19 protein-coding genes and 2 tRNA genes are annotated in these 19,339 nt (G+C 69.2%); 15 read left to right on the top strand and 6 right to left on the bottom strand.

Annotated elements, in window-relative coordinates; all coding sequences use genetic code 11:
- The first annotated feature begins 80 nt into the window (after nucleotides 1-80).
- The 5 genes from gap to LXM50_RS00780 all read left to right on the top strand — a co-directional run bounded on the left by gap (nucleotide 81) and on the right by LXM50_RS00780 (nucleotide 3,814).
- The gene (gene gap, locus LXM50_RS00760) at nucleotides 81-1,091 is read left to right on the top strand and encodes a type I glyceraldehyde-3-phosphate dehydrogenase (RefSeq protein WP_233309203.1); all 1,011 of its coding nucleotides are present in this window, start codon (nucleotides 81-83) and stop codon (nucleotides 1,089-1,091) included.
- Nucleotides 1,092-1,101: 10 nt separating this feature from the next.
- The gene (gene pgk / locus LXM50_RS00765; RefSeq protein ID WP_233309204.1) at nucleotides 1,102-2,328 is read left to right on the top strand and encodes a phosphoglycerate kinase; all 1,227 of its coding nucleotides are present in this window, start codon (nucleotides 1,102-1,104) and stop codon (nucleotides 2,326-2,328) included.
- Nucleotides 2,319-3,110: a triose-phosphate isomerase gene (gene tpiA / locus LXM50_RS00770; protein WP_233309205.1), complete on the top strand. Its 792-nt coding sequence runs from the start codon at nucleotides 2,319-2,321 to the stop codon at nucleotides 3,108-3,110. The genes pgk and tpiA overlap by 10 nt, the downstream gene beginning before the upstream one ends.
- Nucleotides 3,111-3,209: 99 nt before the next feature.
- Nucleotides 3,210-3,458 carry a preprotein translocase subunit SecG gene (secG, locus tag LXM50_RS00775; RefSeq protein ID WP_233309206.1) on the top strand — a complete coding sequence of 83 codons (249 nt, stop codon included), beginning with the start codon at nucleotides 3,210-3,212 and terminating at the stop codon, nucleotides 3,456-3,458.
- The gene (locus tag LXM50_RS00780) at nucleotides 3,458-3,814 is read left to right on the top strand and encodes an RNA polymerase-binding protein RbpA (RefSeq protein ID WP_045272527.1); all 357 of its coding nucleotides are present in this window, start codon (nucleotides 3,458-3,460) and stop codon (nucleotides 3,812-3,814) included. Before secG ends, LXM50_RS00780 begins: the two co-directional genes overlap by 1 nt.
- Before the next feature lie 97 nt (nucleotides 3,815-3,911).
- Here the strand turns inward: LXM50_RS00780 and LXM50_RS00785 are convergent, their stop codons facing one another.
- The 3 genes from LXM50_RS00785 to LXM50_RS00795 all read right to left on the bottom strand — a co-directional run bounded on the left by LXM50_RS00785 (nucleotide 3,912) and on the right by LXM50_RS00795 (nucleotide 5,936).
- Nucleotides 3,912-5,228, bottom strand: a complete 1,317-nt coding sequence (locus LXM50_RS00785) for a hypothetical protein (RefSeq protein WP_233309207.1) — start codon at nucleotides 5,226-5,228, stop codon at nucleotides 3,912-3,914.
- Between the two features lie 135 nt (nucleotides 5,229-5,363).
- Nucleotides 5,364-5,732 (bottom strand): hypothetical protein, encoded by a 369-nt coding sequence (locus LXM50_RS00790; RefSeq protein ID WP_233309208.1) that lies wholly within the window; start codon nucleotides 5,730-5,732, stop codon nucleotides 5,364-5,366.
- Between the two features lie 130 nt (nucleotides 5,733-5,862).
- Nucleotides 5,863-5,936, bottom strand: a tRNA-Gly gene (locus tag LXM50_RS00795).
- A gap of 131 nt (nucleotides 5,937-6,067) precedes the next feature.
- On the opposite strand from LXM50_RS00795, the gene LXM50_RS00800 reads away from it, so the two are divergent.
- From LXM50_RS00800 to clpX, 10 genes are all read left to right on the top strand, one after another.
- A tRNA-Pro gene (locus LXM50_RS00800) sits at nucleotides 6,068-6,141 on the top strand.
- 63 nt (nucleotides 6,142-6,204) lie between these two features.
- Nucleotides 6,205-7,704, top strand: a complete 1,500-nt coding sequence (gene tig / locus LXM50_RS00805; protein ID WP_233309209.1) for a trigger factor — start codon at nucleotides 6,205-6,207, stop codon at nucleotides 7,702-7,704.
- Between the two features lie 85 nt (nucleotides 7,705-7,789).
- Complete coding sequence (locus tag LXM50_RS00810) at nucleotides 7,790-8,284, top strand: tetratricopeptide repeat protein (protein ID WP_233309210.1); 495 nt, start codon at nucleotides 7,790-7,792, stop codon at nucleotides 8,282-8,284.
- An 80-nt stretch (nucleotides 8,285-8,364) separates the two neighbouring features.
- Complete coding sequence (locus LXM50_RS00815) at nucleotides 8,365-8,955, top strand: ATP-dependent Clp protease proteolytic subunit (RefSeq protein ID WP_233309211.1); 591 nt, start codon at nucleotides 8,365-8,367, stop codon at nucleotides 8,953-8,955.
- Nucleotides 8,956-8,972: 17 nt separating this feature from the next.
- Nucleotides 8,973-9,623, top strand: a complete 651-nt coding sequence (locus LXM50_RS00820) for an ATP-dependent Clp protease proteolytic subunit (RefSeq protein WP_233309212.1) — start codon at nucleotides 8,973-8,975, stop codon at nucleotides 9,621-9,623.
- Between the two features lie 146 nt (nucleotides 9,624-9,769).
- Complete coding sequence (locus LXM50_RS00825) at nucleotides 9,770-10,723, top strand: sugar-binding transcriptional regulator (RefSeq protein WP_233309213.1); 954 nt, start codon at nucleotides 9,770-9,772, stop codon at nucleotides 10,721-10,723.
- A 29-nt stretch (nucleotides 10,724-10,752) separates the two neighbouring features.
- Nucleotides 10,753-11,721 (top strand): deoxyribose-phosphate aldolase, encoded by a 969-nt coding sequence (gene deoC / locus LXM50_RS00830; RefSeq protein WP_267920484.1) that lies wholly within the window; start codon nucleotides 10,753-10,755, stop codon nucleotides 11,719-11,721.
- Between the two features lie 13 nt (nucleotides 11,722-11,734).
- Nucleotides 11,735-13,222, top strand: a complete 1,488-nt coding sequence (locus tag LXM50_RS00835) for an aldehyde dehydrogenase family protein (RefSeq protein ID WP_233309215.1) — start codon at nucleotides 11,735-11,737, stop codon at nucleotides 13,220-13,222.
- The gene (locus LXM50_RS00840) at nucleotides 13,219-14,070 is read left to right on the top strand and encodes an aldehyde dehydrogenase (RefSeq protein WP_233309216.1); all 852 of its coding nucleotides are present in this window, start codon (nucleotides 13,219-13,221) and stop codon (nucleotides 14,068-14,070) included. Before LXM50_RS00835 ends, LXM50_RS00840 begins: the two co-directional genes overlap by 4 nt.
- Nucleotides 14,071-14,315: 245 nt before the next feature.
- Nucleotides 14,316-15,584 carry an ATP-dependent Clp protease ATP-binding subunit ClpX gene (gene clpX / locus LXM50_RS00845; RefSeq protein ID WP_233309217.1) on the top strand — a complete coding sequence of 423 codons (1,269 nt, stop codon included), beginning with the start codon at nucleotides 14,316-14,318 and terminating at the stop codon, nucleotides 15,582-15,584.
- A 70-nt stretch (nucleotides 15,585-15,654) separates the two neighbouring features.
- On the opposite strand, the gene LXM50_RS00850 is transcribed toward clpX, so the two are convergent.
- From LXM50_RS00850 to LXM50_RS00860, 3 genes are all read right to left on the bottom strand, one after another.
- Complete coding sequence (locus LXM50_RS00850; protein ID WP_233309218.1) at nucleotides 15,655-16,152, bottom strand: GyrI-like domain-containing protein; 498 nt, start codon at nucleotides 16,150-16,152, stop codon at nucleotides 15,655-15,657.
- 107 nt (nucleotides 16,153-16,259) lie between these two features.
- Nucleotides 16,260-18,311: a M3 family metallopeptidase gene (locus tag LXM50_RS00855; RefSeq protein WP_233309219.1), complete on the bottom strand. Its 2,052-nt coding sequence runs from the start codon at nucleotides 18,309-18,311 to the stop codon at nucleotides 16,260-16,262.
- Between the two features lie 54 nt (nucleotides 18,312-18,365).
- Nucleotides 18,366-19,268, bottom strand: coding sequence for a LysR family transcriptional regulator (locus LXM50_RS00860; protein ID WP_233309220.1), 903 nt, complete (start codon nucleotides 19,266-19,268; stop codon nucleotides 18,366-18,368).
- Nucleotides 19,269-19,339 lie beyond the last annotated feature (71 nt).

Below are 19,339 nucleotides of genomic sequence, written 5' to 3' on the forward strand. Positions count from 1 at the left end.
CGATATTCCCATCAGGACGCCGTTGTCCGCGCAATCTGCAAGAATCACGCTTTTCCTTGAGTAAGAACCAGGAGACTTTCGTGTCTGTCAAGATCGGTATCAACGGCTTCGGCCGAATCGGACGCAACTACTTCCGCGCAGCCCTCGAGCAGGGCGCCGACCTCGAGATCGTCGCGGTCAACGACCTCACCGACAACAAGACCCTCGCCCACCTGCTGAAGTACGACTCCGTGGGTGGCGTGCTCAAGGCTGACGTGAGCTACGACGACGAGAGCATCACCGTCGACGGGCACCACATCAAGGCATTCGCCGAGCGCGACCCCGCGAACCTGCCGTGGGGCGAGCTGGGCGTCGACATCGTCATCGAGTCGACTGGATTCTTCACCAAGGCCGAGCTCGCGAAGAAGCACATCGAGGCCGGCGCCAAGAAGGTGCTGATCTCCGCTCCCGCGACCGGCGACGACGCGACCATCGTGATGGGCGTGAACGAAGAGACGTACAACCCGGAGACCGACCACATCATCTCCAATGCGTCTTGCACCACGAACTGCCTCGCGCCGCTGGCCAAGGTGTTCAACGACGAGTTCGGCATCGTCCGCGGCTTCATGATGACGGCGCACGCGTACACCGCCGACCAGAACCTGCAGGACGGCCCGCACAGTGACCTGCGTCGCGCCCGCGCTGCCGCGATCAACATCGTCCCGGCCTCGACCGGAGCCGCCAAGGCCATCGGCCTGGTGCTGCCGGAGCTGAACGGGAAGCTCAGCGGTTCCTCCTACCGCGTGCCCGTTCCCACCGGCTCGATCGTCGACCTGACGCTCATCACCGAGCGCGAGGACCTGACGGCCGACGAGGTCAACGCCGCCTACGCGAAGGCCGCGGCCGACGGGCGCCTCAACGGCTACCTGCAGTACAACGAGGACCAGATCGTCTCCAGCGACATCCAGGGCAACCCGTTCTCGTCGATCTTCGACTCGACCCTCACCAACGTCTCCGGCAACCTGGTGAAGGTCTCCAGCTGGTACGACAACGAGTGGGGCTACTCGAACCGTCTGGTCGACCTCACCGAGTACGTGGCCGAGCGCCTCTAAGCTCATATCCATGACTCTGCGCACCCTCGAATCCCTGAAGGAATCGGTCGGTTCGCTCGACGGAACGCGCGTCATCGTCCGTTGTGACCTCAACGTCCCCCTGCGGGACGGGGTCATCACGGACGATGGCCGTGTTCGTGCGTCGGTGCCGACTCTCAAGGCCCTCATCGACCAGGGGGCTCGCGTGATCGTGTGCTCCCACCTCGGTCGTCCTGAGGGCGCCCCGGATCCGCAGTACAGCCTGGCCCCCGTCGCGGTGCGCCTCGGCGAACTGCTCGGGCAGCCGGTCGCGTTCGCGGCCGACACTGTCGGCGCCGCGGCGCAGGACGCCGTCGCGGCCCTGCCGTCCGGCGGTGTCGTCGTGCTGGAGAACCTCCGTTTCAACCCGGGGGAGACCTCCAAGGACGACGCGGAGCGCCGTGCCTTCGCCGAGCAGCTCGCCGCACTCGGCGACGCGCTCGTCTCGGACGGCTTCGGTGTCGTGCACCGCAAGCAGGCCAGCGTCTACGACCTCGCGCAGATCCTGCCGTCCGCGGCCGGCCTGCTCATCGAGGCCGAGCTCACCGTGCTCGACCGCCTCACCGAGAACCCCGAGCGCCCCTACACGGTCGTGCTCGGCGGCTCGAAGGTCTCGGACAAGCTCGGTGTGATCTCGCACCTGCTTCCGCGTGTCGACCGTCTGCTCGTCGGCGGCGGGATGCTGTTCACCTTCCTCGCGGCCCAGGGCCACGCGGTCGCCTCCAGCCTGCTGGAGAAGGACCAGCTCGACACCGTGCGCGGGTACATCGCCGAAGCGGCCGAGCGCGGTGTGGAGCTCGTGCTCCCGACCGACGTGGTGGTCGCGGCCTCGTTCTCCGCGGATGCGGCGCACGAGATCGCCGCGGCCGACGCGATCGAGGCGACGTCGTTCGGCGCCTCCGGCATCGGGCTCGACATCGGCCCCGACACTGCGGCGCGCTTCGCGGACGCGATCCGCGGATCCAAGACCGTGTTCTGGAACGGCCCGATGGGCGTGTTCGAGTTCCCGGCGTTCGCCGCCGGCACCAAGGCGGTCGCGCAGGCGCTCACCGAGACCGACGGCCTGAGTGTCGTCGGCGGCGGCGACTCCGCCGCGGCCGTGCGCCAGCTCGGTTTCGCGGACGACCAGTTCGGTCACATCTCGACGGGCGGAGGCGCGAGCCTCGAGTTCCTCGAGGGCAAGAAGCTTCCCGGACTGGAGGTCCTCGGATGGGCGTAACGACCCGCACCCCGCTGATTGCGGGCAACTGGAAGATGAACCTCGACCACCTGCAGGCGGTCGCGTTCGTGCAGAAGCTGCACTGGACGCTCAAGGACGCGAAGCACGAGGACGGAACGGTCGAGGTGGCGGTGTTCCCGCCGTTCACCGACCTGCGCAGCGTCCAGACGCTGATCGACGCGGACAAGATCCCGTTCGCGTTCGGCGCGCAGGATCTGTCCGAGCACGACGCCGGAGCGTACACCGGCGAGATCTCCGGCGCGTTTCTGGCCAAGCTCGACGCGAGCTACGTCATCATCGGTCACTCAGAGCGGCGCGAGTACCACGCGGAGAGCGATGAGGTGGTGGCGGCCAAGACCAGGGCCGCGCTCAAGCACGGTCTGGTGCCGGTGATCTGCGTCGGTGAGACCGCGGAGGACCTGGAGAAGTTCGGCGCGAGCGCCGTTCCCGCCGGTCAGCTCGAGGCGGCGCTGCAGGGTCTGGATGCGAAGGCGGACATCGTCGTCGCGTACGAGCCGGTCTGGGCGATCGGCTCGGGACAGGCGGCGACCCCGCAGCAGGCGCAGGACGTCTGCGCCGTGCTGCGCGGCGTGATCGCGACCGTTCTCGGCGACGAGGCCGCCGCGCGCACCCGGATCCTGTACGGCGGCTCGGTGAAGTCCGCGAACATCGCCGGCTTCATGCGCGAGCCCGACGTCGACGGTGCGCTGGTGGGCGGAGCGAGCCTGGTCGTCGACGAGTTCGCCGCGATCGTGCGCTATCAGAAGCACGTCGGCGTGTGACACGCGTCCCCGCCCCGAGGGGCGGGGACGTCTCGACGTATAATTGACCGTTACCCGGGATCCCGCACGCCCGTGCGGGCCCGAGCGAAAGGCCGATCCGTGGATATTCTCCAGTTCATCCTGCAGGTGCTGCTGGGCATCACCAGCGTCCTGCTGACCCTTCTGATCCTGCTCCACAAGGGGCGCGGCGGAGGCCTCTCCGACATGTTCGGCGGCGGCATGTCCTCCGCTGTCGGGTCCAGCGGTCTCGCCGAGCGGAACCTCAACCGGTTCACGGTCGTGCTCGCCCTGGCCTGGTTCGTCGCGGTCGTCGGACTCGGCCTCATCACGAAGTTCGAGGCCATCTGATGGCGACCGGTGGCAACGCGATCCGTGGAACGAGGGTCGGATCCGGCCCCATGGGCGAGCAGGACCACGGCTATCACGCCGACCGCATCGCGATCTCGTACTGGGACGGACTCGGCAACGAGACCGTGCGCTACTTCGCGGCGGGCCTGCCCGAGGAAGAGATCCCCGACATCATCGACCACCCGCACTCCGGCCTTCCCGCCGGGCGGGACAAGGAGAACCCGCCGGAGATCGCGAAGGCGGAGCCCTACAAGACCCACCTCGCGTACGTGAAGGAGCGCCGTACCGACGAGGAGGCCGAGCAGCTTCTCGGCGACGCCCTCGCTCAGCTGCGCGAGCGGCGCGGTCAGTCCTGATCCTGCACGCACCGGATACGACGAGAGCCCCTGCTTCGGCAGGGGCTCTCGTCGTATCCGCGCGCTATCCGGAGCGCTGGAGCGAGACTGTGCGGGTTCAGCGGCAGGCGGACGCGGTCTGGATCAGCGAATCGGGGGGAGAGCCGTACGCGGAGGTGCCGTTGGCATCGGATGTGAAGCCCATGCTGATCGCCCATGCGGTGGCCCAAGCCTCCGCCGTCTGATCGTTCGTGGTGTCGTACATCGTGCGACAGCGGATCGTGATGGCGTGCCCGACCTCGTGGGCGACGATCGCATGCGCGGCGTCGCTCGGCCAGTCCTGGGCGATCGAGTTCGACAGCCGGATGGTGGCGTACCCGCCCCGGTCGTACCACCACGCGGTCTCTCCGGAGAGGTAGCCGTTGGATTCGCCCAGGCCGTTGATGAGATCGGCCCATTCGAAGTCCATGAGGATGCCCGGTGCGAGAGACCGGGCGAATGCCTCCAGGTCGAGGCGCGACTGCTCCAGGGGGCCCGATTCGGCTGCGAGGGTGGCGGTGTGCGAATCCTGCAGCTTCTGAACGGCTGCGACGAGTGTCGTGTACTCCGCAGCGGCGTAGGGCCGGAAGACGGACGCGTGCTGCTTCACCTGCGTCGCAGCGGCTCGGAGGTCGAGCACGGCGTCGTTGTCGGCGGGCACATTCGCGGCTTCCGCGCCGGCGGCGCGGTCGGCCGCTGTGGTCAGCGTGGCCGACGCGATGGTGCGCACCGTTTCCGTGGCGGATCGCAGCGGTCCCTCGGCGGCGTCGAGCTTCTTCGCCCGCTCGTGCGCGTTCGCGCCGAGCTTCTCGAGTCTCGCGGTGTCGGCATTCACCTCCCAGAACCAGAATCTCCGGGGGCTCGTATGAGGTCGGCTGCCGGGGAGCAGGGCGGAGGCAGCCTTGGAGCGCTCGGCGGCCTGATGGGCAGCGTCGGCGAGGGCCGTGCGCTCCTCGCCGGTGAGCAGGCCGCCGTCCTGAACGGCGAGCACGGCGGTCGCCGCGTCACTCACACTGCGCGACCCGGCCAGCGCTCCCTGCACCTGGCGTGCGGCCTCGTCCTGATCGTCGAGGGCTTTGCTCAGCGCAGCGCTCTCGTGCTCGAAGCTCTGCCACGCGGTGAGCTCGAGTATCGCGAGCGCACCCAGGACCAGTACGGCGGCCACCGGAGGGAGCACCCAGGCGAGGACGCGGCGCCGGCGGCGCGTTCGCGCCGCGGAGTCGGACGGAGAAGCCGGTGGTGCATCGGCGTCCTGCGCACCCGGTACGAGGTGCGAGGTGCTCGGGCCCGGTGGCCGGGCATCGTCGGCGTCCGGCATGGTGACGCCGGCCTCCGTCGTGCCGAGGTCTTCATCCGGTGCGGCATCGTCGCGGTGCGGCGGGTGGGGCTCTTCCATCACGGTCCTGTCGCTCGGGGCCGAGGGGCCGGGTGATGCGGGTGCGACGGCTCGACGTCGTCGCACGTGCGGACATCCTCTCATGCGGACCGGGCGGGCCCTGGGCGTATGCGGAGCCGTGCCGTCGCGGCGATCTCAGAGGAACGGGACGAAGCTCGCCGGCACCGAGACGTTGGCGGGCAGGCCGACGAATGCGGGCGCGACCTGATCCGGTGCGTAGCCGGCGATCCCGCACCCGACCGGGGTCAGCAGAAACCGCAGAGCGGGATGCGCGGTCGCGTAGGCCACGAACGTCTGCGCCTCGGCGGCGAGGACGTCGAGGCCGCTCATCGTGTCGATGGCATACGTCTGACCATGATGACCGTGCCCCTCACCCCAGACCGCTCCGAAGGTCTCGTACGCGATCCGGGCGGCACCGCCGCCATGACGGCCGTCCGCATTCGAGCCGAAGACGAACACCTGGTCCGCATCGAGCGCGGTGATGCGCGTCGGAGTGATCTCCATGTCCGCTCCCATCGACGGAGCGAACTCTACGCCGACCGCCCGGGAACGAAGGCGTCGCGACGCGACCGCATCACGGCGTCGAGCCGCAGGATCGGACCTCGCGTTCCTCTGCAGAACGGGGGAGAAAGTGTGGAGGGGGTGACGGGAATCGAACCCGCGCAATCAGTTTGGAAGACTGAGACTCTACCATTGAGCTACACCCCCGGGCCCCTCGGCGAGCGAGGGGACCGGCCCGCGATACGACGCCGCGGGACTTCCACGAGCATACCTGACTGCCGGGGGTGCTCTGTTCCGTTAGACTCGTGGAGGCCGTTCCCGCGCGCGCGGGTCCTATCCGGGGCGTAGCTCAGCTTGGTAGAGCGCCCGCTTTGGGAGCGGGAGGTCGCAGGTTCAAATCCTGTCGCCCCGACGTTCAGATACGTCGCACTCGCGTGGATCTCCGCGCGGGACATTCACAAGGAGACACACCAGCATGGCGAACAGCACCGTCGAGAAGCTTGCCCCGACCCGGGTCAAGCTGCACATCACGGTCACCCCCGAGGACCTCAAGCCCAGCATCGCTCACGCGTACGAGCACATCGCGCAGGACGTGCAGATCCCGGGCTTCCGCAAGGGCAAGGTGCCCGCGCCGATCATCGACCAGCGCGTCGGTCGCGGCGCGGTCATCGAGCACGCCGTCAACGAGGGCCTGGACACCTTCTTCCGTGAGGCATCGCTCGAGCACAACCTCCGCATCGTCGGCCGCCCCTCGGCCGAGGTCATCGAGTGGCCCAATGAGAAGGACTTCTCCGGCGACCTCAAGGTCGAGGTCGAGGTCGACGTCCGTCCCGAGATCGAGGTCCCCTCGCTCGAGGGCATCACCGTGACCGTCGACGCCGTCGAGGCCGATGACGCCGCGCTGGACGCAGAGCTCGACCGCCTGCGCGCCCGCTTCGGAACCCTGGTCCCCGTCGACCGTCCCGCGAAGGCCGGCGACTTCGTCGAACTGGACCTCGTCGCCGCGATCGACGACGCCGAGATCGACCGCGCTGAGGGCGTCTCCTACGAGATCGGCTCCGGCGAGCTGCTCGAGGGCATCGACGACGCGATCGACTCGCTCACCGCCGGCGAGGACACCACCTTCCGTTCGAAGCTCGTGGGCGGCGACCACGCCGGCGAGGAGGCCGAGGTCTCCGTGACCGTCAAGGCCGTCAAGGAGCGCGAGCTGCCCGAGGCGGACGACGACTTCGCGCAGATCGCGAGCGAGTTCGACACGATCGCCGAGCTGCGCGACAGCCTGCGCGAGTCGGTCGAGCAGCAGGGCGTGTTCACGCAGGCGTCCGCCGCGCGCGACAAGCTCGTCGAGACGCTGCTCGAGCAGATCGACATCCCCGTCCCGCCGCAGCTCATCGAGGACGAGGTGCACAACCACCTCGAGGGCGAGGGCCGCCTGGAGGACGACGAGCACCGCGCCGAGGTCACGGAGGCGAGCACCAAGCAGTTCCGCACCCAGGTGCTGCTCGACTCCATCGCCGAGGACGCGAACGTCCAGGTCTCGCAGGACGAGCTCAGCCAGTACCTGATCCAGTCCGCCGCGCAGTACGGCATGGCTCCCCAGGAGTTCGTCGAGGCGCTCCAGTCCGCGAACCAGCTGCCCGTGCTGGTCGGCGAGGTCGCCCGCAACAAGGCGCTGGCAGTCGCGCTGGGCAAGGTCACCGTGGTCGACTCCAACGGCAAGGCCGTGGACCTGACCGGCTTCGTCGCCACCGACGACGAGGCCGAGGACTCCGCGGAGGCCCCGGCCGAGGAGAAGCCCGCGAAGAAGGCTCCGGCCAAGAAGGCTCCCGCCAAGAAGGCTCCGGCCAAGAAGGTCGCCGAGGCCGACGAGGCTCCTGCCGCCGAGGCCGCCGTCGAGGAGAAGCCCGCCGCCAAGAAGCCGGCCGCGCGCAAGGCTCCGGCGAAGAAGGCCGCCGACAAGGCTGCTGCCGAGTAAGCACCGGATCCACGATCCGGAAGAGGGCGGGTGCGACATGCACCCGCCCTCTTCGCATCCACCGACGATGAGACCGAGGACAGACATGAACGACTGGCAGGAGCGGATCGACGCCGTGTGGGAGGCCGCCTCGGGCGGTCTTGTCGACGACGAGGTGATCACGCGGATCGACGCGATCGCGGCGGAGCGCGGCCCCGATGATGCCGAAGCCGCCTTCGAACGTGCCGGCGCCCGCGACTCGGCGGGACGGCCCGACGAGGCCGTGCCGCTCTACCAGCGTGCGCTCGAGCTCGGGCTCGACGACGACCGGCGCGCCCAGGCGACGATCCAGCTGGCCAGTTCGCTGCGCAATCTCGGCGACGTGCCGGGCGCGCTCGAACTCATCGAGGCCGAGCATGCCGCGCACCCTGATTCCGTCTACCGCGATGCGATCGCCGCCATGCACGCGCTCGCGCTGGCCAGCAGCGGACAGCCCGAGCGCGGGCTCGCCGTGGCCGTTCTGGCCCTCGTGCCGCACATGCCCCGCTACCACCGGTCGATGACGGCCTACGCGCACGAGATCGCGGGCCGCGACGCCTGATATGCCGACGGCGAACACGGCCGGGCACGCGCGTTGTCGCCGGTAGATTCGAATCACCGAACACGGAAACAGGAGCGGAAATGGCTGAACCCCTGGTCGCGACGAGCGTCTTCGACAGGCTGCTCAAGGATCGCATCATCTGGCTGGGATCCGAGGTGCGGGACGAGAACGCCAACGAGATCTGCGCCAAGATCCTCCTTCTCGCCGCTGAGGACCCCGAGAAGGACATCTACCTCTACATCAACTCGCCCGGCGGATCCATCACCGCCGGCATGGCGATCTACGACACGATGCAGTTCGTGCCGAACGACATCGTCACGGTGGGCATCGGCATGGCGGCCTCGATGGGGCAGCTGCTGCTGACCAGCGGAACCAAGGGCAAGCGCTACATCACGCCCAACGCGCGCGTGCTGCTGCACCAGCCGCACGGCGGCTTCGGCGGCACGTCCAGCGACATCCAGACGCAGGCGCAGCTCATCCTGTCGATGAAGCAGCGCCTCGCCGAGATCACGGCCTCGCAGACCGGCAAGTCGGTCGAGCAGATCAACGAGGACGGCGACCGCGACCGCTGGTTCACCGCCACCGAGGCCCTCGAGTACGGCTTCGTCGACCACATGCGCGAGCACGCCAGCGACGTGCACGGCGGCGGCGGCACGGGCGCGGACAAGTAAGGCTGGAGAGGACACTCATGTACACACCCACGTTCCGGTCCGCCGGCACCCTGCCCTCGAGCCGCTACGTCCTTCCTCAGTTCGAGGAGCGCACCGCCTACGGCTTCAAGCGTCAGGACCCGTACAACAAGCTGTTCGAGGATCGCGTGATCTTCCTCGGCGTGCAGGTCGACGACGCGTCGGCCGATGACGTGATGGCCCAGCTGCTGGTCCTGGAGAGCCAGGACTCCGAGCGCGACATCACGATGTACATCAACTCGCCCGGCGGATCCTTCACGGCCATGACGGCGATCTACGACACCATGCAGTACGTGGCACCGCAGATCCAGACCGTCGTGCTCGGACAGGCCGCCTCCGCCGCCTCGGTGCTGCTCGCGGCCGGTGCCCCGGGCAAGCGCCTCGCGCTGCCGAACGCCCGCGTGCTGATGCACCAGCCGGCGATGGGCGAGGCCGGTCAGGGCCAGGCGTCCGACATCGAGATCCAGGCGGCGGAGATCCTCCGGATGCGCACCTGGCTCGAGGAGACGATGGCGCACCACACCGGTCAGCCGGTCGAGAAGGTCAACCGTGACATCGATCGCGACAACATCCTCTCGGCGGAGCAGGCCAAGGCCTACGGCATCGTCGACCAGGTGCTGACGAGCCGCAAGCGCCAGTCGCTGAGCTGACCTGCTGACGTCCCGCGAGAGGGCGGTCCGGATCTGATTCCGGCCCGCCCTTTCCCGTCCCCGCTCCCGTTGCGCGAGTGAGTGGTGCGGCCTGCTCATATGAGCATTGCCGTGCGCGTGCGCGTGGCGAGGGGTACTCTCGGAGCATGCCCCGATCCGCCATCGACGACGACGAGCTGCTCGCCGTCCGCGTTGCGGAGCTCTACTACGACGAGGACAAGACCCAGGACGAGATCGGCGGTCTGCTCGGCGTCTCGCGCTGGAAGGTCGGGCGGCTCCTGCAGCAGGCGCGAACCTCCGGGATCGTGCGGATCGAGATCGTGCACCCGCGCGCTCGCAAGCTCGGCATCGAGCGGGAGCTGCGCGAGCGTTTCGGGCTCGCGGACGCGGTCGTCGTCCCGAACGGGCCGAGCGATGCCGAGACGCTCGGACGAGTCGCGCAGGGCGCTGCCGACCACCTCGCCGCTCTCCGGCCGGTGCCGAAGACCCTCGCCGTGAGCTGGGGGCGCACGCTCACCGCGATCGCCGACCGCATGGCGGAGGGGTGGGCCCGCGGCGTCACCGTGGTGCAGATGAACGGCGGCGTGAGCGTGAATCGCCGCCCCGGAGGTGCCGCCTCGCTCGCTGCGACGATCGCGCAGCGCGCCTCGGGGCACGTCGCGCTGCTGCCCAGCCCCGCGATCCTGGAGCGGCTCGAGACCAAGCAGGCCATCGAGCGCGACCGCACCGTCGCGGGAGTGCTCGAGCAGGCGGCGCAGGCCGACGCCTACCTCTTCACCGCGGGTGTCTGCGACGCGGGATCCGCCCACGTCGAGAACGGCTACCTGAGCGTCCGGGACATCGACGAACTGGGCCGTCGCGGTGCGGTCGGCGACGTCCTGGGCCGCTACATCGATGCCGACGGCAACATCGTCGATCCCGAACTCGACGCCCGCACCGTCGGACTCAGCCTGGAGCGACTGCGCGAGGCGCGCACCTCCGTCTTCGTCACGGCCGGAGAGGCGAAGCACGACATCGCCCGCACGGTCGTGACCGCGAACCTGTGCACGATGGTGGTCACCGACGAGGCGACCGCCCGGACCCTCTTGGAGGACCAGTGACGACGACCGAACTCGCACGGCGCACGGCGCTGGAGGTGCTCGGCGGGGACCCCGACGACCTCACGCTGCGCCGATTCCTGCACGGCCTGCCCGGCGTGGACGCGGTGGGCCTGGAGCAGCGCTCCGCCGCGCTCGGCACGCGCTCGATCAAGACGACGTCGAAGGCCTGGGCTCTCGACACGATCGTGCGGCTCATCGACCTCACGACGCTGGAGGGCGCGGACACCCCGGGAAAGGTGCGCTCGCTGGTCTCCAAGGCCAAGCAGCCCGACGCCTCGGATCCGACCTGTCCGTCCGTGGCCGCGGTCTGCGTGTACGGCGACATGGTGTCCTATGCCGTCGAGGCGCTGGGCGCCCGGCACGGTGATCCGGATGACGGTGCGATCTCCGTCGCGGCGGTCGCCACCGCGTTCCCGAGCGGCCGCGCGTCCCTTGCGGTGAAGCTGGCCGACACCCGTGACGCCGTGGAGGCCGGCGCCGACGAGATCGACATGGTGATCGACAGAGGTGCGTTCCTCGCCGGGCGCTACGGCCAGGTGTTCGACCAGATCGTGGCCGTCAAGGACGCCTGCCGTCGAGAGGACGGCACCTCCGCCTCGCTCAAGATCATCCTCGAGACCGGAGAGCTGAACACCTACGACAACATCAAGCGCGCGTCGTGGCTGGGCATGCTGGCCGGCGGCGACTTCATCAAGACGTCCACCGGCAAGGTCGCCCCGGCGGCCACGCTGCCGGTCACGCTCCTCATGCTCGAAGCCGTGCGCGATTGGCACCGGCTCACAGGCGAGAAGATCGGCGTGAAGCCCGCGGGCGGGATCCGCTCCTCGAAGGACGCGGTGAAGTACCTCGTGCACGTCGCCGAGACCGTGGGGGAGGAGTGGCTGCAGCCGCACCTGTTCCGCTTCGGCGCTTCGAGCCTGCTGAACGACGTGCTGCTGCAGCGGCAGAAGCTGACCACCGGCCACTACTCCGGCCCCGACTACGTCACGATCGACTGACGAAGGACTGTTCATGGGATTCCTGGAATACGCGCCCGCGCCCGAGTCGCGGAGCATCCTCAACCTGAAGGACGAGTACGGGCTCTTCATCGACGGCGAGTTCGTCGAGGGCCGCGGCGCCTCGTTCGGCACGATCTCCCCGGCGGACGAGTCGCGCATCGCGACGATCGCGCACGCGTCCGATGAGGACGTCGACCTCGCCGTCGCCGCCGCGCGTCGCGCCTACACCAAGGTGTGGTCGAAGATGAGCGGCCGCGACCGCGGCAAGTACCTGTTCCGCATCGCGCGCCTCGTGCAGGAGCGCGCCCGCGAGCTCGCGGTGGCGGAGAGCCTCGACAACGGCAAGCCGATCAAGGAGTCCCGCGACGTCGACGTGCCGCTCGTCGCCTCCTGGTTCTTCTATTACGCAGGCTGGGCGGACAAGCTCGACTACGCCGGAGCGGGACCGGATCCGGCCGCGCACGGCGTCGCGGGTCAGGTCATCCCGTGGAACTTCCCGCTGCTCATGCTCGCGTGGAAGGTCGCCCCGGCCCTCGCCGCAGGCAACACGGTGGTGCTGAAGCCCGCGGAGACGACGTCGCTCACCGCGCTGATCTTCGCCGAGATCCTGCAGCAGGCCGACCTGCCTGCAGGCGTGGTGAACATCGTCACGGGCGCCGGTGCGACCGGCGCCGCGCTGGTGCGCCACCCCGACGTCGACAAGGTGGCCTTCACCGGTTCCACCGCGGTGGGTCGCGAGATCGCCCGCGCCGTGGCCGGCACCGGAAAGGCACTCACCCTCGAGCTCGGCGGCAAGGCCGCGAACATCGTGTTCGACGACGCCCCGATCGATCAGGCGATCGAGGGGATCGTCAACGGGATCTTCTTCAACCAGGGCCATGTGTGCTGCGCCGGCAGCCGGCTGCTGGTGCAGGAGTCCATCCACGACGAGGTGATCGACCGGCTGAAGGAGCGCCTGTCGACGCTGCGCCTGGGCGATCCGCTCGACAAGAACACCGACATCGGCGCCATCAACTCCGCGGAGCAGCTCGCCCGCATCAGGGAGCTCAGCCAGATCGGTGAGGACGAGGGCGCCGAACGCTGGACCGCCGACTGCGCGATTCCGGAGAAGGGGTTCTGGTTCGCCCCGACGATCTTCACCGGTGTCGAGGCATCGCATCGCATCGCCCGCGAGGAGGTGTTCGGCCCCGTGCTGTCGGTGCTCACCTTCCGCACTCCGGCCGAGGCGATCGCGAAGGCGAACAACACCCCCTACGGTCTGTCTGCGGGGATCTGGAGCGACAAGGGATCCCGGATCCTCGCCGTCGCCGATCGCCTGCGCGCCGGCGTGGTGTGGGCGAACACGTTCAACCGGTTCGATCCGTCCAGCCCGTTCGGCGGCTACAAGGAGTCCGGCTACGGCCGCGAGGGCGGCAAGCAGGGCTTGACCGCGTACCTGCGTCCGTCCGGGGTCGCCCGCCAGATCGAGGCCAAGGCACCGAAGAAGGGATCCGCCGCATGAGCGCGCGACTCACCGTTCCCAAGACCTACAAGCTCGCGATCGGCGGCGCGTTCCCGCGCAGCGAATCGGGACGCACCTACGAGGTCACCACGCCCAAGGGCGCGTTCCTGGCGAACGCCGCCCAGGCCTCGCGCAAGGATGCGCGCGACGCGGTCAAGGCCGCGCGCACCGCGCAGGCCGGCTGGGCCAAGGCCACCGCGTACAACCGGGGACAGGTGCTGTACCGCGTCGCCGAGGTGCTGGAGGGCCGCAAGGCGCAGTTCGTCGACGAGATCGTCGCGCAGCAGGGCGTGTCGGCCGCCGCGGCGGGAGCGCAGGTCGACGAGGCGATCGATCTGTGGGTCTGGTACGCGGGCTGGTGCGACAAGTACGCCCAGATCGCCGGAAACCTGAACCCGGTCGCGGGGGCCTACTTCAACATCTCCGCGCCCGAGCCGACCGGCGTCGTCGCGATCGTCGCGCCGCAGGAGGACGCGCTGCTGGGCCTCGTCTCGGTCGTCGCGCCGGCGCTCGTCGCCGGGAACACGGTGGTCGTCGTGGCGAGCGAGCAGTACCCGCTGTCGGCGATCAGCCTGGCCGAGGTGCTCGCGACGAGCGATGTTCCCGGCGGCGTGGTGAACGTGCTCACCGGAGCCCCGGCGGAGCTCGCGCCGTGGCTCGCCTCGCACGCCGACGTCAACGCGCTGGATCTGGCGGGCGCAGGCGGCATCGACTGGATCGACCTGCAGATCGCCGCCGCCGACACGCTCAAGCGCGTGCTGGCCCCGGGCGAGGTCGTCGCCTCTCCGCAGCGGATCGCCGCCTTCACCGAGGTGAAGACCGTGTGGCACCCGAAGAGCATGGTCTGATTGATTGTTTCGAATGGCCCGTCCCGCGTCACACGGGGCGGGCCATTCGTCATGCAAGGGTGGATGGGAGCCTGTTCGCCGTGCGCGGAGCGACGCGTCGTGGGGGATCCGTGGCGATGCGGGCGGATGTCGGATGCAGCGGTTAGGCTCGAACAGCGGCATCGCCGCACGGTGTTCCCACGCCGCGATCGCCCGTCGTGACAGCACGGAGGCGACCGCGGACCACGTCTCGAAGGAGGACGCACATGGCACGCATCGGTGAGAGCGCCGACCTGTTCAAGTGCTCGTTCTGCGGCAAGAGTCAGAAGCAGGTGCAGCAGCTCATCGCCGGTCCCGGCGTGTACATCTGCGACGAGTGCGTCGAGCTCTGCAACGAGATCATCGAAGAGCGGATGGCGGAGTCCGCGAACGGCGAGGTCGCCGAGTTCGATCTGCCCAAGCCCCGCGAGATCTTCTCCTTCCTCGAGGAGTACGTGGTCGGTCAGGAGCCGGCCAAGAAGGCCCTCGCCGTCGCGGTCTACAACCACTACAAGCGGGTTCGCGCCCGCGGCACCCTGCAGCCGGCCGAGCAGAAGGCCGAGGACATCGAGATCGCCAAGAGCAACATCCTTATGATCGGCCCGACCGGGTGCGGCAAGACCTACCTCGCGCAGACGCTCGCGAAGCGCCTGAACGTCCCGTTCGCGGTCGCCGACGCCACAGCGCTCACCGAGGCCGGCTATGTCGGCGAGGACGTGGAGAACATCCTTCTCAAGCTGATCCAGGCGGCCGACTACGACGTCAAGCGCGCGGAGCAGGGCATCATCTACATCGACGAGATCGACAAGATCGCCCGCAAGGCGGAGAACCCGTCGATCACCCGCGACGTCTCGGGAGAGGGCGTGCAGCAGGCGCTGCTCAAGATCCTCGAGGGCACGGTCGCGTCGGTGCCCCCGCAGGGCGGCCGCAAGCACCCGCACCAGGAGTTCCTGCAGATCGACACCACGAACGTCCTGTTCATCGTCGCCGGCGCCTTCGCCGGCCTCGAGGACATCGTCTCCTCCCGTGTCGGCAAGCACGGCGTCGGATTCGGCGCGCCGCTGCACGACAAGGGCAAGGACCTGGATCTGTTCAGCGAGGTGCTCCCCGAGGACCTGCACAAGTTCGGTCTCATCCCCGAGTTCATCGGCCGGCTGCCGGTCGTGGCCTCGGTCTCGCCGCTCGACCAGGCGGCTCTGATCGACATCCTCACCGGGCCGCGCAACGCGCTGGTCAAGCAGTATCAGCGCATGTTCCAGCTCGACGGCGTGGAGCTGGAGTTCGAGGACGACGCGTTGAAGTCGATCGCCGACCTCGCCGTGCTGCGCAAGACCGGCGCGCGCGGACTCCGGGCGATCCTCGAGGACGTCCTCGGGCCGATCATGTTCGAGATCCCCTCCGCGGAGGATGTGCAGAAGGTCGTCGTCACGCGCGCGGCGGTCGAGGAAGGCGCGGCACCGACGCTCGTGCTCGCGCGCAAGCGCAAGAGCGCCTGACGGTCCCGTCCGGCATCACCGGCACAGCCCCGCCGAGGACCTCGCCCCCACGCAGCCGCGTGTCGGTGCGTCAGACCGTGCGCAGCACCAGATCCGTGCGCGGCTCGGCCGGCGCGGCGCTCCGCGGATCCGTGACGTAGATCTCGATCCAATCGCCCGTTCCCCGGCGCTGGCGCTGCGCAACGTCACCGTACAGGCGTCCCCACGCGGGGCCGAGCCCGTCGTAGGCGCCGATGTGACTGGCGGCGAGAGCAGGCCCCGCGGGCAGCGCGGAGGGAGCGATCTCGACGCCGTCGACCGAGAGGACCTCGCTGATCGGCGCGGTCACCGGGAATCCGATCTCCAGGTCGAAGACGCCCATGGGGTCGCCGTGATAGACGGCCAGCGCCGGACCCGCCGGAGAGAACGAGGCATCGGCGATCGCCCGGCCGAGCGCGGCGTAGGCGGGATCGAAGACGTCCGAGAGGCTGCTCAGGCGGAGTCCGGAATGCCGCACGACAGCGAGCGGTGCGGCCTCGACGGTGATCTCCTGAACGCCGTCGAACGGCTCGGCGGGGAACGCGGTCATGGGGACTCCTCCTCGATCGGGCACGTCCGATACGCGCACGCCGTGCTCAGCATGCGCGATGCCCGCTCGGGGCGCAAGAGCGCAGCAGACCGCCGGGACCGGTGCCGTCAGCTGTCGAGTCCGCGTCGTTTGAGCAGCGGGCCGATCTCGGCGGCACGGCCGCGGAAGTCTCGATAGGCCTCGAGCGGATCCTTCGACCCGCCGACGCCCAGCAGGCGACGCCGGAAGCGCTCCCCGTTCTCCCGGGTGAGCCCGCCGTTCTCGCGGAACCACTCCACGGTGTCGGCATCGAGCACCTCGCTCCAGATGTACGAGTAATAGCCGGCGCTGTAGCCGCCGGAGAACACGTGCGCGAGATACGCCGAGGAGTATCGGGTGGGCACCGCCGGATCGTTCAGCCCGATGTCGGCGAGGGCCGCTGCCTCGAACGCCGCGACATCGTCGATCGAGCCGCCTGCCGGCAGTGTGTGCAGCGCCTGGTCGAGCCAGGCTGCGGCGAGGTACTCGCTGGTCTCGAACCCCTGGTTGAAGGTCCCGGTCGCCTGCAGACGGTCGATGAGACCGACCGGGAGCGGCTCTCCGGTCTCGTGATGCCGTGCGTACGAGCCGACGATCTCGGGCCAGAGCATCCACATCTCGTTGACCTGACTGGGGAACTCGACGAAGTCGCGGAACACGTTCGTGCCGGAGAAGTGCGGGTAGGCCACATCGGAGAAGAGACCGTGCAGCGCATGACCGAACTCGTGGAACAACGTGTTCACCTCGTCGAGCGTGAGCAGCGTCGGCTGGCCGTCGGCGGGCTTGGCCACGTTGAGATTGTTCGCAACGACCGGCAGAGTGCCACGCAGCGCGGACTGGCTGACGATCGGATTCATCCACGCACCGCCGCGTTTGCTGTCGCGGGTGTACAGATCCAGCACGAAGAGCCCGAGCGCGGACCCGTCCTCCTGGAACACCTCGAAGGTCCGCGCGCCGGGGTGGTAGACGGGCAGGTCGGGGCGCTCCGTGAACGAGAGCCCGTACAGTCGGCCGGCGGCGGCGAACACGCCGTCGCGGAGCACTCGCTCCGCCTCGAACCAGGGGCGCAGCGCCGCGGTGTCGATCTCATACTGCGCCGTGCGCAGCTTCTCGGTGTAGAAGGCCCAGTCGTGCGCCTCCAGGGGGAACGGCTCGGGCTCGGTCTCGTCGATGAGTCCCTGCAGGGCGGCCCGCTCCGCTGTCGCGTTGCGTGCGGCCGGCGCGGCGAGATCTCGGAGCATGCGCTCCACGGCTTCGGGCGTGCCCGCGGTCTCGTCGGCGGTCACGGCAGCGGCATGCGAGGGGTAACCGAGCAGTTCCGCGCGCTCGGCGCGGAGACGGGCGATCTCGACGAGGACAGCGCGGTTGTCGTGGTCGCCCCCTCGGGCGCCGCGAGAGAGCGATGCCGCCATGATCCGACGACGGCTCTCGCGGTTCGTCAGCGCCGCCAGGGCGGGGTGGCCGGTGAAGAGCGGGAGCGTGAGCAGGTGCTTGCCGTCGAGGCCGCGCTCGACGGCGGCGCGCGCGGCAGCGGACAGCTCACCGTCGCTCAGGCCGTCGAGTTCGATCGCGTCGTCGAACACGACGGCCAGCGCGTTCGTGTCGGCGAGCAGGTTCCTCTCGAAGGTCGTGCTCAGCGAGGAGATCCGCTGGTTCAGCTCGGTGAGTCGAGCCTTCGCCTCGTCGTCGAGCGCCGCCCCGGCCAGCGTCATCTCGCGATGCCAGCGCTCGACGAGCCGATGCTGCTCAGGGTCCAGCGACAGTGCGCCGATCTGCTCGTGCAGCTGCGAGATGCGCCAGTACAGGGCGGCGTCGAGCAGGATCGCATCCTGGTGCGCCGCCATCAGCGGGGCGAGTTCCTCATCGATCGCCTGGATCTCAGGGGTCGCATCGGCGGAGCTCACGGTGTAGAACGCGTGCGAGGTCCGGTCCAGAAGCTCTCCGCTGCGCTCCAGCGCGACCATCGTGTTCTCGAACGTCGGCATCGACCGCACCATCGTGATCCGGCGGATCTGGACGAGCTGCTCCTCGAATCCCTGCCGGAATGCGGGGAGATAGTGCTCCGCGCGGATCAATCCGTAGTCGGGTAGCGCGTACGGGAGGGTGGAGGGCGTGAGCAGCGGGTTGGTCTCGACCGTCATGGTCCGAGCCTAGAAGATGGCTCGGACCAGAGGGAGTGCCCGGCCGCGCGGCGCTCAGCCGGTCAGATCCGCCATGACCCGGCGCAGCGCGTCGGACACGAGACGCACGGAACGCCGGCGCAGGTTCTCCGGCCGGGCGAGCACGTCGATCATCCGGTTGGTGCTGACGTACTGCAGCGGGCGGCGCACGACGGCGTCGGTGCCCGGCGAGGTGTAGCGGGGGAGGACCCCGATCACGTCGCCCGTCGCGATCACGGAGGCGGCGACGCCGTAGTCGTTGATGCGATGCACGATCTCGGCAGGCTGGTTCGTGATGGCGGAGATCGTGCGCAGCACGTCGTCGGGGGAGTAGCCGGCTCGGCTCGTCACCCAGCGCTCGCCCACCACATCGGCCGGGCGCAGCGAGGCGCGCTGCGCGAGCGGGTGCTCAGGGGAGAGCGCCACGTCCAGCGGCTCGGCGGCGAGCGTCAGCACGCGGATCCCGGTCTTGGGCCAGGGCGGACTGTGCTCCATGCGGTGCGCGAGCACGAGGTCGTAGCGTGCGGTGAGGGCAGGGAAGTCGCTCTGCGCGACATCCTCGTCGGTGAAGCGGATCGCCGGGACGTCGGGTCCGGATCCGAGCGCCCGGATCAGCGGGCCGAACAGCGCCTGCGCGGCGCTGAGGAAGCCGCTGACCGTGACGACACCGCCCTCGGTCGCCTCGAACTCGTCCACCGCCGATCGCGCCGCGGCCATCGCGTCGAGCGCTGCGGCACCGGCCTCGGCGAGAGCTTCTCCGGCGGGCGTCAGCACGAGCGTGCGGCCCTGCTTTCTCGTCAGCGGCGCCCGGACTCCGCGCTGCAGCGCGGCGAGCTGCTGGGAGACGGCGGACGGCGTGACGCGCAGGGCCTCTGCGACGGCGGTCACGCTGCCGAGCGCGCCGAGCTCGCGGAGGATCTGAAGCTGCTGCAACTGCATATGTCCAGTCAAGCATGTAGCGATGCTTAAAGCTCAGTCCAGACAGTGGGGATTGATCTACAGGGTTGTTC

The sequence above is a fragment of the Microbacterium sp. Au-Mic1 genome (assembly GCF_021341785.1).
GTDB lineage: Bacteria > Actinomycetota > Actinomycetes > Actinomycetales > Microbacteriaceae > Microbacterium.

Bases quoted from the DNA above. Each gene is read 5' to 3' on its own strand.
- pgk (WP_233309204.1), top strand. From the start codon at position 1,102: ATGACTCTGCGCACCCTCGAATCCCTGAAGGAATCGGTCGGTTCGCTC.
- tpiA (WP_233309205.1), top strand. From the start codon at position 2,319: ATGGGCGTAACGACCCGCACCCCGCTGATTGCGGGCAACTGGAAGATG.
- LXM50_RS00780 (WP_045272527.1), top strand. From the start codon at position 3,458: ATGGCGACCGGTGGCAACGCGATCCGTGGAACGAGGGTCGGATCCGGC.
- LXM50_RS00785 (WP_233309207.1), bottom strand. From the start codon at position 5,228: ATGGAAGAGCCCCACCCGCCGCACCGCGACGATGCCGCACCGGATGAA.
- LXM50_RS00790 (WP_233309208.1), bottom strand. From the start codon at position 5,732: ATGGAGATCACTCCGACGCGCATCACCGCGCTCGATGCGGACCAGGTG.
- tig (WP_233309209.1), top strand. From the start codon at position 6,205: ATGGCGAACAGCACCGTCGAGAAGCTTGCCCCGACCCGGGTCAAGCTG.
- LXM50_RS00810 (WP_233309210.1), top strand. From the start codon at position 7,790: ATGAACGACTGGCAGGAGCGGATCGACGCCGTGTGGGAGGCCGCCTCG.
- LXM50_RS00815 (WP_233309211.1), top strand. From the start codon at position 8,365: ATGGCTGAACCCCTGGTCGCGACGAGCGTCTTCGACAGGCTGCTCAAG.
- LXM50_RS00820 (WP_233309212.1), top strand. From the start codon at position 8,973: ATGTACACACCCACGTTCCGGTCCGCCGGCACCCTGCCCTCGAGCCGC.
- LXM50_RS00825 (WP_233309213.1), top strand. From the start codon at position 9,770: ATGCCCCGATCCGCCATCGACGACGACGAGCTGCTCGCCGTCCGCGTT.
- LXM50_RS00835 (WP_233309215.1), top strand. From the start codon at position 11,735: ATGGGATTCCTGGAATACGCGCCCGCGCCCGAGTCGCGGAGCATCCTC.
- LXM50_RS00840 (WP_233309216.1), top strand. From the start codon at position 13,219: ATGAGCGCGCGACTCACCGTTCCCAAGACCTACAAGCTCGCGATCGGC.
- clpX (WP_233309217.1), top strand. From the start codon at position 14,316: ATGGCACGCATCGGTGAGAGCGCCGACCTGTTCAAGTGCTCGTTCTGC.
- LXM50_RS00850 (WP_233309218.1), bottom strand. From the start codon at position 16,152: ATGACCGCGTTCCCCGCCGAGCCGTTCGACGGCGTTCAGGAGATCACC.
- LXM50_RS00855 (WP_233309219.1), bottom strand. From the start codon at position 18,311: ATGACGGTCGAGACCAACCCGCTGCTCACGCCCTCCACCCTCCCGTAC.
- LXM50_RS00860 (WP_233309220.1), bottom strand. From the start codon at position 19,268: ATGCAGTTGCAGCAGCTTCAGATCCTCCGCGAGCTCGGCGCGCTCGGC.